General features: G+C 69.7%; 10 protein-coding genes. 5 read left to right on the top strand and 5 right to left on the bottom strand.

Features of this window, described 5'->3' with window-relative positions; genetic code table 11:
* The first annotated feature begins 40 nt into the window (after positions 1-40).
* The gene (gene aceA / locus O9280_RS14180) at positions 41-1,342 is read left to right on the top strand and encodes an isocitrate lyase (RefSeq protein ID WP_298344125.1); all 1,302 of its coding nucleotides are present in this window, start codon (positions 41-43) and stop codon (positions 1,340-1,342) included.
* 106 nt (positions 1,343-1,448) lie between these two features.
* Here the strand turns inward: aceA and O9280_RS14175 are convergent, their stop codons facing one another.
* The 4 genes from O9280_RS14175 to O9280_RS14160 form a co-directional block, all read right to left on the bottom strand.
* Positions 1,449-4,799: a S8 family serine peptidase gene (locus O9280_RS14175; RefSeq protein WP_298344122.1), complete on the bottom strand. Its 3,351-nt coding sequence runs from the start codon at positions 4,797-4,799 to the stop codon at positions 1,449-1,451.
* A 209-nt stretch (positions 4,800-5,008) separates the two neighbouring features.
* A complete protein-coding gene (locus tag O9280_RS14170) occupies positions 5,009-6,772 on the bottom strand; it encodes a potassium/proton antiporter (protein WP_298344119.1) in 1,764 nt (587 codons plus the stop codon).
* Complete coding sequence (locus tag O9280_RS14165; RefSeq protein WP_298344116.1) at positions 6,759-8,387, bottom strand: YifB family Mg chelatase-like AAA ATPase; 1,629 nt, start codon at positions 8,385-8,387, stop codon at positions 6,759-6,761. Before O9280_RS14165 ends, O9280_RS14170 begins: the two co-directional genes overlap by 14 nt.
* Positions 8,388-8,396: 9 nt before the next feature.
* A complete protein-coding gene (locus O9280_RS14160) occupies positions 8,397-8,666 on the bottom strand; it encodes an accessory factor UbiK family protein (RefSeq protein ID WP_298344113.1) in 270 nt (89 codons plus the stop codon).
* Between the two features lie 213 nt (positions 8,667-8,879).
* On the opposite strand from O9280_RS14160, the gene O9280_RS14155 reads away from it, so the two are divergent.
* Together O9280_RS14155 and O9280_RS14150 are read left to right on the top strand one after the other, a co-directional pair.
* Positions 8,880-10,235: an ammonium transporter gene (locus O9280_RS14155; protein WP_298344110.1), complete on the top strand. Its 1,356-nt coding sequence runs from the start codon at positions 8,880-8,882 to the stop codon at positions 10,233-10,235.
* Between the two features lie 68 nt (positions 10,236-10,303).
* Positions 10,304-10,642: a P-II family nitrogen regulator gene (locus tag O9280_RS14150; RefSeq protein WP_297867625.1), complete on the top strand. Its 339-nt coding sequence runs from the start codon at positions 10,304-10,306 to the stop codon at positions 10,640-10,642.
* A 74-nt stretch (positions 10,643-10,716) separates the two neighbouring features.
* On the opposite strand, the gene speE is transcribed toward O9280_RS14150, so the two are convergent.
* Positions 10,717-11,574 carry a polyamine aminopropyltransferase gene (gene speE, locus O9280_RS14145; protein ID WP_298344107.1) on the bottom strand — a complete coding sequence of 286 codons (858 nt, stop codon included), beginning with the start codon at positions 11,572-11,574 and terminating at the stop codon, positions 10,717-10,719.
* Between the two features lie 223 nt (positions 11,575-11,797).
* Between speE and speA the strand changes: the two genes are divergently transcribed.
* Positions 11,798-13,714 carry an arginine decarboxylase gene (gene speA / locus O9280_RS14140; protein ID WP_298344104.1) on the top strand — a complete coding sequence of 639 codons (1,917 nt, stop codon included), beginning with the start codon at positions 11,798-11,800 and terminating at the stop codon, positions 13,712-13,714.
* 8 nt (positions 13,715-13,722) lie between these two features.
* Positions 13,723-14,598: an NAD(P)-dependent oxidoreductase gene (locus O9280_RS14135; RefSeq protein ID WP_298344101.1), complete on the top strand. Its 876-nt coding sequence runs from the start codon at positions 13,723-13,725 to the stop codon at positions 14,596-14,598.
* Positions 14,599-14,603 lie beyond the last annotated feature (5 nt).

The raw sequence follows: 14,603 nt of genomic DNA, 5'->3' as shown, positions 1-14,603 counted from the left end.
TCCGCTCCCCGACCCCACGACACCTCGCAAGGACACCGCCATGAGCACGCTGCCGACCGCCGACCAACTGAAGCACGACTGGGCCACCAACCCCCGCTGGAAGGGCGTGACCCGCAACTACACCGCCCACGACGTCGTGCGCCTCCGCGGCACCGTCCCGGTCGAGCACAGCATCGCCAAGCTCGGCGCGCAGAAGCTGTGGCGCTACCTGCAGACGGAAGACTTCATCAACGCGCTCGGCGCGCTGACCGGCAACCAGGCCATGCAGCAGGTCAAGGCGGGGCTCAAGGCCATCTACCTCTCGGGCTGGCAGGTCGCGGCCGACGCCAACCTTGCCGGCGAGATGTACCCCGACCAGTCGCTGTACCCGGCCAACTCGGTGCCGCAGGTGGTCAAGCGCATCAACAACACCCTGCTGCGCGCCGACCAGATCCAGTGCGCCGAAGGCCAGGGCGACATCGACTACCTGCAGCCGATCGTGGCCGACGCCGAAGCCGGCTTCGGCGGCGTGCTGAACGCCTTCGAGCTGATGAAGGCGATGATCGAAGCCGGCGCCTCGGGCGTGCACTTCGAGGACCAGCTCGCCTCGGTGAAGAAGTGCGGCCACATGGGCGGCAAGGTGCTGGTGCCGACCCGCGAAGCCATCGAGAAGCTCAACGCCGCGCGCCTCGCCGCCGACGTGATGGGCGTGCCCACGCTCATCGTCGCCCGCACCGACGCCGAGGCCGCCGACCTGCTTACCAGCGACATCGACGCCAACGACAAGCCGTTCTGCACCGGCCAGCGCACCGTCGAAGGCTTCTACAAGACGCGTCCGGGTGCGGAGCAGGCGATCAGCCGCGGCCTCGCCTACGCCCCCTACGCCGATCTCGTGTGGTGCGAGACGGGCAAGCCCGACCTCGCCTTCGCCAAGCGCTTCGCCGAGGCCATTCACGCCAAGTACCCGGGCAAGCCGCTGGCCTACAACTGCTCGCCGTCCTTCAACTGGAAGAAGAACCTCGACGACGCCACCATCGCGCGCTTCCAGAAGGAACTCGCGGCCATGGGCTACAAGTTCCAGTTCATCACCCTGGCCGGCTTCCACAGCCTCAACTACGGCATGTTCGACCTGGCCCACGGCTACGCCCGCCGCCAGATGAGCGCCTTCGTCGAGCTGCAGGAGCGCGAGTTCGCCGCCGCTGATCGCGGCTTCACCGCGGTCAAGCACCAGCGCGAGGTCGGCACCGGCTACTTCGACGCGGTGACGCAGACGATCCAGGCCGGCCAGAGCTCGACCACGGCGATGCGCGGCAGCACCGAGGAAGAGCAGTTCCACGGCGAGAAGGAAACCGTCGCGGCCTGAGCCGCGGCGATCGGCCCCGCGGGGAGCGGGGCCGGGTTCCGATCCACCAGTGCAAAAAAAGAACGGGCCCCGAAGGGCCCGTTCTTTTTGCCTGATCCCGCGGGCCTTACGGCGTCACGGTCAGGTTCACGCGGACGGTGGCCGTCGCGCGGTTCGGGTCGTTGCTGCCCAGGCAGACGAAGCCCGAGTAGTTGCCCGGCGCGAGGCCCGCAGTGTTGACGTTGAAGCTCACCGTGGACGGTGCACCTGCCACCGCGCGACCCGAGGCCGGGGCCAGGCCGCTGATCCACGGGGCGCCGCAGCCCACCGTTCCGTTCAGCGTGTAGGCGAGGCCCGTGGGCGCACCGGCCGGGGTCGTCCACACGTTGTTGGGCGCCGCGTTGCTGGGGACGATCGTGCGCGGCGCCGTGCCGTTGCCCTGCTGCGAGAAGAACCATGCGAACCGGTTGGCGAAGACGGCATTCACCTGCGGAACCAGCCAGTAGCGCCCCGGCTGCAGGGTGACGTTCTGGCCCGCGGCCGCAAGGTTCAGGCGAAGCACGCCACCCGCGGTGCTGATCCCCGCGGAGTTGGCCGGCGCCGAGTAGCGCCACACGGCCGCATTCGGCGAGGTCTCCGGGTTGCCGGCCGGCACGCCGCCGGCGTCCGCGAAGATCGACCAGCCGATCACCGTCGTCGCCGGGATGGTGCCGGTGCCCAGCACGAAGCCCTCGTTGGCGATGCTGGCGAGCGTGGTCGCCTGCGTCAACACGAAGTCATCGGCGGCGAACTGGCCGATGCCGAGATCGCTGTAGCGACCCGTGGCGTAACCGCTGGTAGCGCCCGTGCTGCTTTGCGAAACGACCGCGCCGGTGCCAGTGCCCGTGGTGCTCGTGGTGAAGTCGACCGGGTTGCTGTTGCTCCACAGGGTGAAGTTGGCGCTGCGCGTGGTGTTGGCCGGGGCGCTGATGGCGATCGAATCGGCGCTGAGGCCCAGCTCCGGGTTGCGCACCGCGACGGCGATCGGCAGGCGCAGGATCGGCGAGCGCGTGCTGGCGTCATCGCCGGTCGAGGTCAGCGCCAGCGTGCCGAAGCGGTACGTGCCATCGGCCGGCTGGCCCGCCGTGTTCACGGTGACCGTGACCGTCTGCGTGCCGAAGGGCGCGATGGTGAACACCGGCGTGCTGATCGTGCCAGTCACGCCCGACAGCGAGAGGCTGAAGGTCTGGAAGGTGCCGCGCGTGCTGCGGAAGGTGCGGGTGAAGGTGCAACTGGTCGTGCTGCAGCCGCGGTTGGTCATGCTGGCGAGGTTGAGCGCCGAGACATCACCGCCCAGCGCCGGGTTCGCCGCCGTGTAGTCGGCGCGCTGCTCGTCGAGCACGAGGCCGGCCTTCGCCGCGGCGTCGACCTGCACGCGGCCCGCACCGGCCTGGAAGGGCGTGGCGACAGCCCCCGACTCATTGAGCACGCCCTGGCGCGCCGTCATCATCAGCGCCGACTTGATCTCGGCCGGCGTCCAGGTCGGGAACAGCTGGCGCAGAAGGGCGCCGCTGCCCGCCACCTGCGGCGAGGACATGGACGTACCGCTGAGGAAGCCGATCGCGTTGCCGCAGGCCGCCGTGGGAAGCTGCGTCGGATCGGTGCACGTCAGCGGCTCGAGGATGTTGACGCCATGTCCGGTGATGTCTGGCTTCAGCACCGAGAACGGCGACGGGCCGCGCGAGCTGAAGGCCGCCAGCTGGTCGGCGGTATTGTCGATGCGGGTGGCCGGGAAGGGCACCGTCGAGGCCAGCGCCGGGTTCGACACCGTCAGCGCCTGCAGGGCCACGCCGCTGTCCTGCGCCATGCCGAACACCGGCACGGTGGCGCCCGGCACCGACGGCGCGATGCCGCCGGCCGCGTTGTTGACGATGATCACCGCACGCGCACCAGCGGCGGCCGCGTTCGCGGCCTTCTCGGTGAAGGCGCAGGTGCCGCGGCGCACGAGGGCGATGCGGTTGCTGAAGAAGCCGGCCGGGAACGCGCCGCTGGCGGTGCAGCCGTCGGCCGTGCCGGTGAAGCCAGGGCCCGCGCGCAGCACGCTGCTCGGAATCGAGCCGGTCAGCTCGACGCCGCCCGTGCCCGCGTTGAGCAGCACCTGCGAGAGGTTGGTCGGCACGCCGGCGCCGCTGGTGTTGAGGGTGAACTCAAAGCCCGAGCGGCCCGACTGGGCGGCGGCCACGGTCATCACCCATGGCTGGTTGTGACCGTTTGTTGAGGGGTTCGGGCCGCTATTGCCCGCCGAAGCGGAAATGAAGATCCCGGCGTCGGCCGCAGCGAGGAAAGCCTGCGAGATGGCTTCCGACCAGGGCTGGCCGCCGCCGCCAATCGAGTAGTTGATGACGTCGACGCCGTCGGCGACGGCTTGGTTGATGGCCGCGAGCGTCGCGACGTTGGGGCAGGGGCCTTGATTCGTTGCGATGATGGTGTAGCAGGCGTCGTAAGCGATGATGTTGGCGCGCGGCGCGATGCCGCTCAGCGTCAGGGCATTGCCGCGGAAGCTCACGTCGCGCGTATTGCCGACGCTGGTGCCGGCCGTGTGCGAGCCGTGGCCGTCGGTGTCGCCGAAGCTTGGGTCTTCGCGCGACGGGCCGCCCGGTCGGCACGGATCGGTCGCTGGCGTGGCGGGGGTGCAGTGCGCGCTGTAAGCGAAGTCGTAGCCGCCCACCAGTTTGTCGTTGCAACGTCCGGCATCAATGCTGCCGTTTGCGCACTGGCCGCGGTAGTTGCCCTCACCGAACGGATTGCGGAACTCGAAGCCCGTTTCCGCCTCGACACCGGCAAAGGAGGGGCTGTTGAAGTTGATGCCGGAATCGATGACGCCCACCAGCACGCCCTCGCCCTTCGCGCGACGGTTGTAGACCGACACTTCGGTGCGGCCGCGCGTCATGAAGGCGGCGCGGTGGAAGCCGGTGCCGTCCTCCCAGACCGTGTTTGCGCCAATCACCGAGGGGGCGGCGTCGTCATCCAGCAAGTACTCGGCGTAGGGCTCGACTAGGGTGACCGTCGGGTCGTTGGCGAACGCCGCCGCTTCCGCCGGCGTCAGCTCGGCGATGATGCCGTTGAAGGCATGCTGCATGCGGTGTTGGACCTCGAAATTGCGGCCGACGCTCGCCTTCAGGCGTGCCTCGTTGCTGCGCTGGCGCCCTTCGAGCTGAGTGGCGTAGGCGGCCACCGAGGCGTCGAGGTCGACGGCCATCTTGCCGCGCAGCGGCGGCGTCGGCGCCTGCTTCAGCTGTGCTTCGTAGGTGACGGTGGGCATGTCGCGGAAGCCCACGATGTAGGGCATGCGGCCCGTCGCGGCGAAGGCCTTCAGCGCCGGCGAATCGGACTTCGCCACCGCGGCGTTGTCCAACGAAGCCGCTTGTGCCGCACCCACCATGGCCACGAGGGCCGACGAAACCGCGATCGAACACCACTTCTGCTGCAAGCGACGCATGGATGACTCCCCAACGAAACGTTCAGATGAAGTCCGCGCCCCCGCGGGTCGATGGTCTTGGCATCGACGCCTTGGCGGGTTCGCGGGGACAGGACGACCGGAAGCGGGGGCGCGACGGTCGTACCGTTACTGTGTAACGTGAAGCGCGCGGGCCCGCAAGTGCGCGAGGTCCTGCTCCGGCCTGGATGCCGGTCTTGCGCTGCGCTGCATCAGAACGCGCGCTTCAGACGCTCACGCCATCCTGACATCCAGCGCTGCAGCCGGCCCAGCGAGTCGGTGTGGAAGACGATGCCGATCTCGGTCGCGCGGCCGTCGCGGATGCGTCGCGCCACCAGGGTGGCGCCGCCGAGGGCGATCCGGTCGCCGATGTGCACTTCGCCCTCGAAGCGCGTCGCGAACATCTCGCTGGCGGTGTGTGCCGCGTAGCGCGGCGGGATCGGCAGCCCGTAGAAGCCGGCCAGTTCGCCCAGCGGCACGTCCCCCGCCAGGCTGAAGGCCCCGAAGGTCTCGTGTTCGGCCTCGCGCGCCTCGTTGCCCTCGGCGAACAGCCAGTCGAGGCGGTAGACCTCGCCCGGCGGCGCGAGGAAATAGGCGGTGTCGTCGGCCTGCGCGGGCCCGGCCTCGGTTGGCAGCAGGATGCGCCCCTCGCGCACCACCATCGCCGGCCGCGCCCAGCCGGGCAGCTCGGCGTTCTTGGTCAGCACGGCGCTGGTCGGCCCGACGCGATAGCCCACCAGTTCGAACTCGAGCTGGCCCGGCAGGTCGAGTTCGATGCGGCGCGTGGCCGTGTCGCGGCGCGGCAGCGCCACGCGGAAGAGCTTCGCCGCCGGCTTCAACGTCCAGCCCTGCACCAGCAGCGAGGTCACCACGACGACGAAGGCGACGTTGAAGTACAGCGAGGCCTGCGGCAGCGCCATCAGCAGCGGCAGGGAGGCGAGGAAGATGCCCACCGCGCCGCGCAGCCCGACCCAGCCGACGAAGCCGATCTCGCGCTTGTGGAAGCCGAACGGCGCCAGGCAGGCGGCCACGGCGACGGGGCGCGCCACCAGCATCAGCACCGCGGCCAGGGCCAGCGCCGGGCCGAGCACATCGAGCAGGGTGGAGGGCACGACCAGCATGCCGAGCAGCAGGAACATGCCGCCCTGCGCCAGCCAGGTGGAAGCGTTGAGCACGGTGGTGACGTTGGCGATCGCGCGTACCGGCCTCTGCCCAAGCACGAGGCCCGCGACATAGACGGCGAGGAAGCCGCTGCCGTGCAGGGTGTTGGTCGCCGCGAACAAGCCCACGGCGCCCGCCAGCGCGAACAGTGGGTGCAGGCCTTCGGGCAACGACAGGCGATTGAGGCCGAGGGCGATCAGGCGACCCCCGAGGACCCCCAAGCCCAGGCCCAGCACGAGGTGGAGTACGAGGGTCAGCGCCAGTCCGCCCGGTCCGCCGACGTTGCCCACCGACAGCCAGGTGCACAGCAGCACGGTCAGGAACACGGCGACGGGATCGTTGCTGCCGGATTCGATCTCCAGCACGCCGTTGACGCGCTTCGGCAACGCGATGCCGGCACCGCGCAGCAGGAAGAACACGGCCGCGGCGTCGGTCGAGGCCAACACCGCGCCCAGCAGCAGGCCTTCCACCCAGCCCAGGCCGAGCAGCCACATGGCCGCCAGGGCCGTAAGCACCGCGGTGATGGCCACGCCGGCCGTCGCCAGCCAAAGCGCCGGGGCGATGGCTGGGCGCAGCGGTGCGAGGCGGGTCTGCAGGCCGCCGTCGAACAGGATGATGGCCAGCGCCAGCGCGCCGATCGCGTAGACGATGCCCGGCGCCATGGTGAAGCCGGCGCCCTCCGGGCCGAGCGCGACACCGAGCGCGAGGAACACCAGCAGCAGCGGCGCGCCGAAACGGCGGGCAACGAGGCTCGAGCCAATGCCCAGCAGGGCGACGAGGGCGCCGCCCAGCAACCACGTGTCAGTGCGTGCCAACCACTCCATGCCCGGCCCGGTGCTCCGTTTGCGTCGAGGCTTGCAGCGTAGCCTGCAACGGCGGATTCGAGTCGATGCTCATCGCGCGGAAGCCGATCGCCTCGGCCATGTGTGGCGTTTCGACCGCGTCGTCACCGGCCAGGTCGGCGAGGGTGCGCGCCACCCGCAGCGTGCGATGCACTGCGCGCGCCGAGAGGGTGAGGCGATCGGCCGCGCGTTCGAGCAAGGCCCGCGCCGCTGGCGTGGCGGCGATGACGGCCTCGAGCTCGCCCGGGGCGAGATGCGCGTTCGGCTTGCCTTGCCGGGCCTGCTGTCGCTCGCGGGCCCGCACCACGCGGGCGCGGACGGTGGCGCTGGTCTCGTTCGCCGGCGACGCCTCGACCGTGGTCGAAGGGCCGGGAGCGCCCGCAGCCATCAATGCCGCGGCCGGCACCCGGCCCAGTGCCACGTGCAGGTCGATGCGGTCGAGCAGCGGGCCGCTGACGCGCGACTGGTAGCGCGCGATGGCGTCGGTCGGACAGTCGCAGCGGCCGGAAGGGTCGCCGGCCCAGCCGCAGGGGCAGGGGTTCATCGCGGTGACGAGCAGCGGGCGCGCGGGAAACACCGCTTGCATCGCCGCGCGCGCGATCTGCACATCGCCGGATTCCAGCGGTTCGCGAAGCGCTTCGAGGGTGCTGCGGCTCCACTCGGGGAGTTCGTCGAGGAACAGAACGCCGTGGTGTGACAGCGACAACTCGCCGGGCCGCGGAATCCCGCCGCCGCCGACGAGCGCGACGGCGCTGGCGCCGTGCATCGGAGCGCGGAACGGTCGCGCCGTGGGCCAGCCGCCGGCCTCCCGCAGGGGTGCGGCGAGGCTACGAATCACCGCCAGCTCCAATGCCTCCGTTTCGGTGAGCGGCGGCATCAGCCCCGGCAGGCAGCGCGCGAGCAGTGTCTTGCCGCAGCCCGGCGGACCGGTGAAACGCAGGCCGTGCATGCCGGCCGCGGCGACTTCGAGCGCGCGCTTGCCGAGGGTCTGGCCAATCACATCGGCGAGGTCGGCGCCTTCGGCACCGCGCGTCGTGGCTTCTTCCGGCAGGGGCGATGGCACGGGTGCCAGCATCCGTTCGCCGCGCAGGTGGGCCACCACCTGCGCCAGCGTGCGTGCGCCGAATATCTTCGCCTGGCTCGCATACGCCGCGTCGGTGGCGTTCTCCTCGGGCACGATCAGCGCGCGCCCCGCCTCACCGGCGGCGATGGCGGCCGGCAGCGCGCCACTGATGCCCCGCAGGGCGCCGGACAGCGACAGTTCGCCGAGCAGTTCGACCTCGCACAGGGCCCCCAGCGGGATCTGTCCCGCGGCGGCAAGCAGGCCGACCGCCATCGGCAGGTCGAAGCGCGCGCCGTCCTTCGGCAATTCGGCGGGCGCCACGTTGATGGTGACGCGCTTGCTCGGCAGCTCGAACTGGCTGGCCTGTAGCGCAGCGCGGATGCGTTCGCGCGATTCGCGGGCGACCGTGCCGGCGAGCCCCGCAATGGTCACTTGCGGCAGGCCGCCGGCCATGAAGACTTCGACGCGCACTTCGGGCGCGCGCACGCCGCAGCGTGCACGGGTGTGCACCAACGCCAACGCCATGGCGGCGACTCAGTTGCGGGTGTCGGGCGACGCAGGACGCGAGGCGGCGTCCAGCGCGTCGAGCTGGCGCTCCAGCGCCTCCAGCTTCTCGCGGGTGCGGCGAAGCACGGCCTTCTGCACTTCGAATTCCTCGCGGGTGACGAGGTCGAGCTTGCCGAGGCCGGCCTGCAGCGCGGCGCGGAAATTCTTCTCGAGATCGGCGCGCGCGCCCTCCAGACCGGGCGGCACGAGGTCGTTGAGGCGGCGGGCGAGGTCGTCGATGGCCTTGAGGTCGATCATGGCGGAGGTCCGTGGGCGGTCGACGACAGCGTGGCGGCGGGACGGCCGCGCGAATGTCAGGAGACGTCGCGGCGAGAGGTGGGCCGATGCCGGCAGGCCGGGGTCCCGAGCGAGGGCCAGTATCAAAGCACAGCCCGCGTGACGTAGACAATCGATCCGTTTCTGGTCGCATCGATGGTGGGGATCACTTCACCTGGGGAGACAACGATGCGAATGCGAGTTCGAGGGGAGGGCGCGCTTCGACGCGCCGCGAAAGGGGCGTCGGCGTGGGCGGTCGGCCTGGCTGGCCTGACGGCAGCGGGTGCAGCGAGTGCCCAAGAGGCCACGATCTCGGCGGGTGACACCGCCTGGATGCTGGTGGCCACGGCACTGGTGCTGCTGATGACCCTGCCGGGCCTGGCGCTGTTCTACGCCGGCATGGTGCGGGCCAAGAACGTGCTGTCGGTGCTGATGCAGTGCTTCGCCATTGCTGGCCTGATCACCGTGCTGTGGGTGGTCTACGGCTATTCGCTGGCCTTCGACACCACGGGGATGGTGGAAGGCGAGATCAACCTGGCCAGCTTCATCGGCGGCACCTCGAAGCTGTTCCTCGAGGGCGTCACCCGCGATTCGCTGGTGCTGGCCATCCCGGAAAGCCTGTTCGTGGCCTTCCAGATGACCTTCGCCATCATCACGCCGGCGCTGATCGTCGGTGCTTTCGCCGAACGCATGCGCTTCGCCGCGCTCCTGGTGTTCTCGGCGCTGTGGTTCACCTTCGCCTACCTGCCGATCGCGCACATGACCTGGGCCGGCGCGGGTGGCCTGTTCTGGGACTGGGGCGTCATCGACTTCGCGGGTGGCACGGTCGTGCACATCAATGCGGGCGTCGCCGGCCTCGTGGCCGCGATCATGCTCGGCAAGCGCAAGGGCTGGCCGACCACGGCGATGGCTCCGCACCACCTCGGCTACACGCTGATCGGCGCCGCCCTGCTGTGGGTGGGCTGGTTCGGCTTCAACGCCGGCAGTGCGGTGGCGGCCAATGGCGGCGCCGCGATGGCCCTGCTGGTCACGCAGATCGCGGCGGCCACCGCGGCGCTGGGCTGGATCGCCGCGGAGTGGATCACCCACGGCAAGCCCTCGGTGCTGGGCATCGCCTCCGGTGCGGTCGCGGGCCTCGTCGCCATCACGCCGGCCGCCGGCACGGCCGGTCCGATGGGCGCGTTGGCCATCGGCGCGATCTCGGGCGTGGTCTGCTTCTTCGCCGCGACCAAGCTCAAGCGCATTTTCGGCTACGACGATTCGCTGGATGTGTTCGGTGTGCACGGCGTGGGCGGCATCATTGGCGCCCTGCTGACCGGCGTGTTCGCGTCGGCTGCTCTCGGCGGTGCCGGCCTGCCCGGCGACCGCACGATCGGCGAGCAGGTGTTCTGGCAGGCCGCGGCCGTCGGCATCACCGTGGTGTGGTCGGCGGTGGTCACCGTCATCACGCTGAAGATCGCCGGTCTCTTCGGCGGGCTGCGCGCCACGCCGGAAGAAGAGCAGGAAGGCCTCGACCTCGCCCTGCACGGCGAGAACGGCTACAACCTCTGATCGCGGCCATAGCGCGGGGAATGCCCCGCGCCTTAGGCTTCGCACTGAACTGACGAAAGGACATCCCGATGAAAATGGTCACGGCCATCATCAAGCCCTTCAAGCTCGACGACGTGCGCGAAGCGCTGTCCGAGGTGGGGGTCACCGGCATCACCGCCACCGAGGTCAAGGGCTTCGGGCGGCAGAAGGGCCACACCGAGCTTTACCGCGGCGCCGAGTACGTCGTCGACTTCCTGCCGAAGATCAAACTGGAAGTGGCGGTCACCAACGACCAGGTCGACCGCGTGGTCGAAGCCATCGCCGGCGCCGCGAACAGCGGAAAGATCGGCGACGGCAAGATCTTCGTCTACGACCTCGAGCGGGTGATGCGCATCCGCACCGGCGAGCTGGACGGCGACGCGCTCTAAGCCGAGGGATCGGCGCAACGGAGAAGGGCGCCTCGCGGCGCCCTTTCTCTTTTCCCTCTCCCGTGCCGGCCGGGTTACTTCGCCAACGCCTTCTCGACGAAGGGTGGCAGGGCGAGCGCGGCCTGGTGGATGGCGGCGCTGTAGTACTGCGTCTCGAACGGGCGCGCGGCGGCGTCCTTCATGCGGAACTGCGTGAGATCACGCGATTCCTTCGAGGCGACAAGGCAGCTCCAGTAGCCCGTCGGATAGCAGGGCTGCGGGAAGGGCAGCACGCGGAAATCCTTGAAGCCGGCGTCGCGCATCGCGGCGCGCATGTCGAGGATCAGGTGCATCAGCGCCAGCGGGCTCTCGCTCTGCTGCACGAGCAGGCCGCCCGGCTTCAGCGCGCGCAGGCAGTCTTCGTAGAAGGCGCGGTTGAACAGGCCTTCGGCCGGGCCCACCGGGTCGGTCGAGTCGACGATCACGACATCGATGCTCTCCGGGGCGGCGTTCTTCATGTAGGCGATGCCGTCATCGAACATCACCGTCGCGCGCGGGTCGTCGTTGCTCTCGCACAGCTCCGGGAAGTATTTGCGGGCCATCACCGTGACCTGCTCGTCGATGTCGCACTGCACGGCGGTCTTCACGCCCGGGTGCTTGAGCACTTCGCGCAGCGTGCCGCAGTCGCCGCCGCCGATGATGACGACGTTCTCCGGGTTGGCGTGGGTGAACAGCGGCGCGTGCGCCATCATCTCGTGATAGAAGAAATTGTCGCGCGTCGTGACCATCATCGCGCCGTCGATCAGCATGACCTTGCCCCAGTCGGTGCTGTCGTAGATCTCGATCTTCTGAAACGGCGACTGCACCTCATCCAGCTTCGCCGTCACGCGCAGGCCGAAGGCCGAACCGGTGTGATCGAAGGTCTCGTGGAGCCAAGTCGGGGATGAGTTCACTGTCGGTACTCCTCGAAGGAATGAAGGCGAAGCGGGTCGGTGGGGCGCGAGCCCCGCTCTGGATGCGCGGCGCGAGCCCTGCTCGCCGCCGCCGCGCGGGCCGCCCCGCCCCGGGCGGCGCGCAGTCTACCCCCGTTTGTCCGGCGCGGCCCCGGCCATCGTCCCCCTGTTCACCCCCCGGTCGTACACTACGCGCCCTTTGTTTCCACCTGGCCCCCAGCCCATGACCGCCTGGACGCTCGACCGCGCCCGCCACACCTATTCCGTGCCGTACTGGTCGGACGGGTATTTCGACATCGACGGTCGCGGCCGCCTCGTGGCACGCCCGAACGGCGACGAGGGCCCGGCGATCGCGCTCTCCGACGTGGTGGAACGGGCGCGCGGCATGGGCCACAAGCTGCCCTTGCTGGTGCGCTTCTCCGACGTGCTCGGCCATCGCCTCGGCAAGCTGCAGCAGGCGTTCGCGCAGGCCATGCGTGAGCTCGACTACCGCGGCGGCTATACGGCGGTCTACCCGATCAAGGTGAACCAGCACGCCGGCGTGGCTGGCGAGCTGGCGCGGGTGGGTGCGGCGGTCGGCGAAGCGCCCTATACCGCGGACTTCGGCCTCGAGGCCGGCAGCAAGCCGGAGCTGATGGCCGTGCTGGCGCTGGCGCAGCCGGGCAGCGTCGTGGTGTGCAACGGCTACAAGGACCGCGAGTTCATCCGCCTCGCCCTGATGAGCCGCAAGCTCGGCCTCGACACCATCCTTGTCATCGAGAAGCCGTCGGAAGTCGGGCTGATCATCGAGGAGTCGCGCGAACTCGGCATCACGCCGGTCGTGGGCATCCGCCTGCGCCTGGCGTCGCTCGGGGCCGGCAAGTGGCAGAACAGCGGTGGCGACAAGGCCAAGTTCGGCCTCTCGCCGCGCCACGTGCTGGATGCCGTCGACAAGCTGCAGGCCGCGGGCCTCGGCGAGAGCGTCGCGATGCTCCATTTCCACATGGGCTCGCAGATCAGCAACGTGCGTGACATCGCCAGCGGCATGCGCGAGGCGGTGAACTACTTCGTCGAGCTGTCGAAGCGCGGCTGCCCGATTCGCCTGATGGATTCCGGCGGCGGCCTCGGCGTCGACTACGAAGGCACGCGTTCGCGCTCCTTCTGCTCGATCAACTACGGCCTCGACCAGTACGCCTACACCCTGCTGCAGCCGCTGGCCGAGGCCTGCGCCGAGCACGGCCTGCCGCAGCCGCGCCTGATCACCGAGGCCGGCCGCGCGATGACCGCGCACCACGCGGTGATGGTGGTGAATGTCTCGGAAGTGGAGCGTGCGCCGGAAGGCCGCGTCGGCCCTTCGCAGCCCGGCGAGCCGTCGGTGATCCGCCACCTGCGCGAAGTGCAGGCCGAGCTCGATGTGCGCCCGCCGGTCGAACTCTTCCACGAGGCCCAGCACCATCTCGCCGAGGGCCAGACGCTGTTCGCGCTGGGCCAGCTCGGCGTCGAGCAGCGCGCCCAGCTGGATGATCTCTTCTACGCCATCGCCCACGCGGTTCGGCAGCGCCTGTCGGCCGAAGAGAAGAGCCACCGCCCGGTGCTCGACGAGCTCAATGAGCGCCTGGTCGACAAGTACTTCGTCAACTTCTCGGTGTTCGAATCCATCCCGGACGTCTGGGCCATCGAACAGGTGTTCCCGATCGTGCCGGTCGAGCGCCTCGACGAAGAGCCGACGCGTCGTGGCGTGATCGCCGACCTGACCTGTGATTCCGACGGCCGCATCGATACTTATGTCGAGAGCGAGGCGCTGGATGCCTCCTTGCCGCTGCATGCATTGAAGCCCGGTGAGTCCTACCTGCTGGCCATCGCGATGGTGGGCGCGTATCAGGAAACGCTCGGCGACATCCACAACCTGTTCGGCGACACCGACACCGTGGCCGTGCACCTCGATGGTACGGACGGCTACCGGCTCGACACCCAGCGTCGCGGCGACACCACCGACGTGATGCTCGACTACGTCGGCTACAAGCTCGCCGACCTGCGCGCGCGCTACCGCGCCAACGTCGAAGCGGCCAACCTGCCGGGAGCGACGTCGGCCGAGTTCCTCGCGGCGCTCGAAACCGGTCTGACCGGCTACACCTACCTCTCCGAAGAGCCCTTGGAGTGAGCGCGACGATGACCACCGTGCTTCCGACCGGTCCGCGTGCCGGGTTCATCGGCCTCGGCGCCATGGGCCATTCCATGGCCGGCCACCTTGCCGACCGCGGCCTGCTCGCTGTCGTGGGCAACCGAACGTCTGCGAAGGCGCGGGCCTTCGCCGAAGGCCGCGCGGGCGTGACAGCGGCGACGGCCTTCGGCGACTACGCCGGTTGCGACGTGGTCGCGCTCTGTGTTTCAGCCGATGCCGACGTGCTGGAGAACGTCGACGGCCTGGCCGCGGTGCTGGCCGCGGGCGCCATCGTCATCGACCACAGCACCGTCGCCGTCGAGACCGCCCGCGAAGCGGCGAAGCGCCTCGGCGCGCGCGGCATCGGCTTCCTCGACGCGCCGGTCTCGGGCGGCGTCGAAGGGGCGAAGAACGGCAAGCTCTCGATCATGGTCGGCGGCGACGAGGGCACCCTCGAACGCGCCCGTCCGGTGCTTGAGGCCTACGGCGCGCGCATCGCCCTGATGGGCCCGACCGGTGCCGGGCAGGCGACCAAGGCCGTGAACCAGATCCTGGTCGCCGGCATCAACGAAGCGGTCTGCGAGGGCCTGGCCTTCGCCGAGAAGCTGGGCCTCGACGCCGAACGCCTGCTCCCGACCCTGATGGCCGGTGCGGCCAGCAACTGGTTTCTCGAAAAGCGCGGTGCGACAATGCTCCGCGACGAGTTCAAGCCCGGCTTCAAGTGCGCGCACATGGCCAAAGATCTGCGGATCGTCCAAGCGATGGCTGAGGCAGCCGGCATCCGGCATCCGGTCATCGACCGCACGCTGGCGGATTACAGCGAACTCGAGCGCCGCGGTGACGGCGACCTCGACACCTCGGCCCTGATCCAACTCAAGCGCTGAGGTCC

This window comes from Silanimonas sp., from assembly GCF_027531545.1.
Classification (GTDB): Bacteria; Pseudomonadota; Gammaproteobacteria; order Xanthomonadales; family Xanthomonadaceae; genus Silanimonas.
This window is presented reverse-complemented; position numbering and strand designations above follow the sequence as displayed.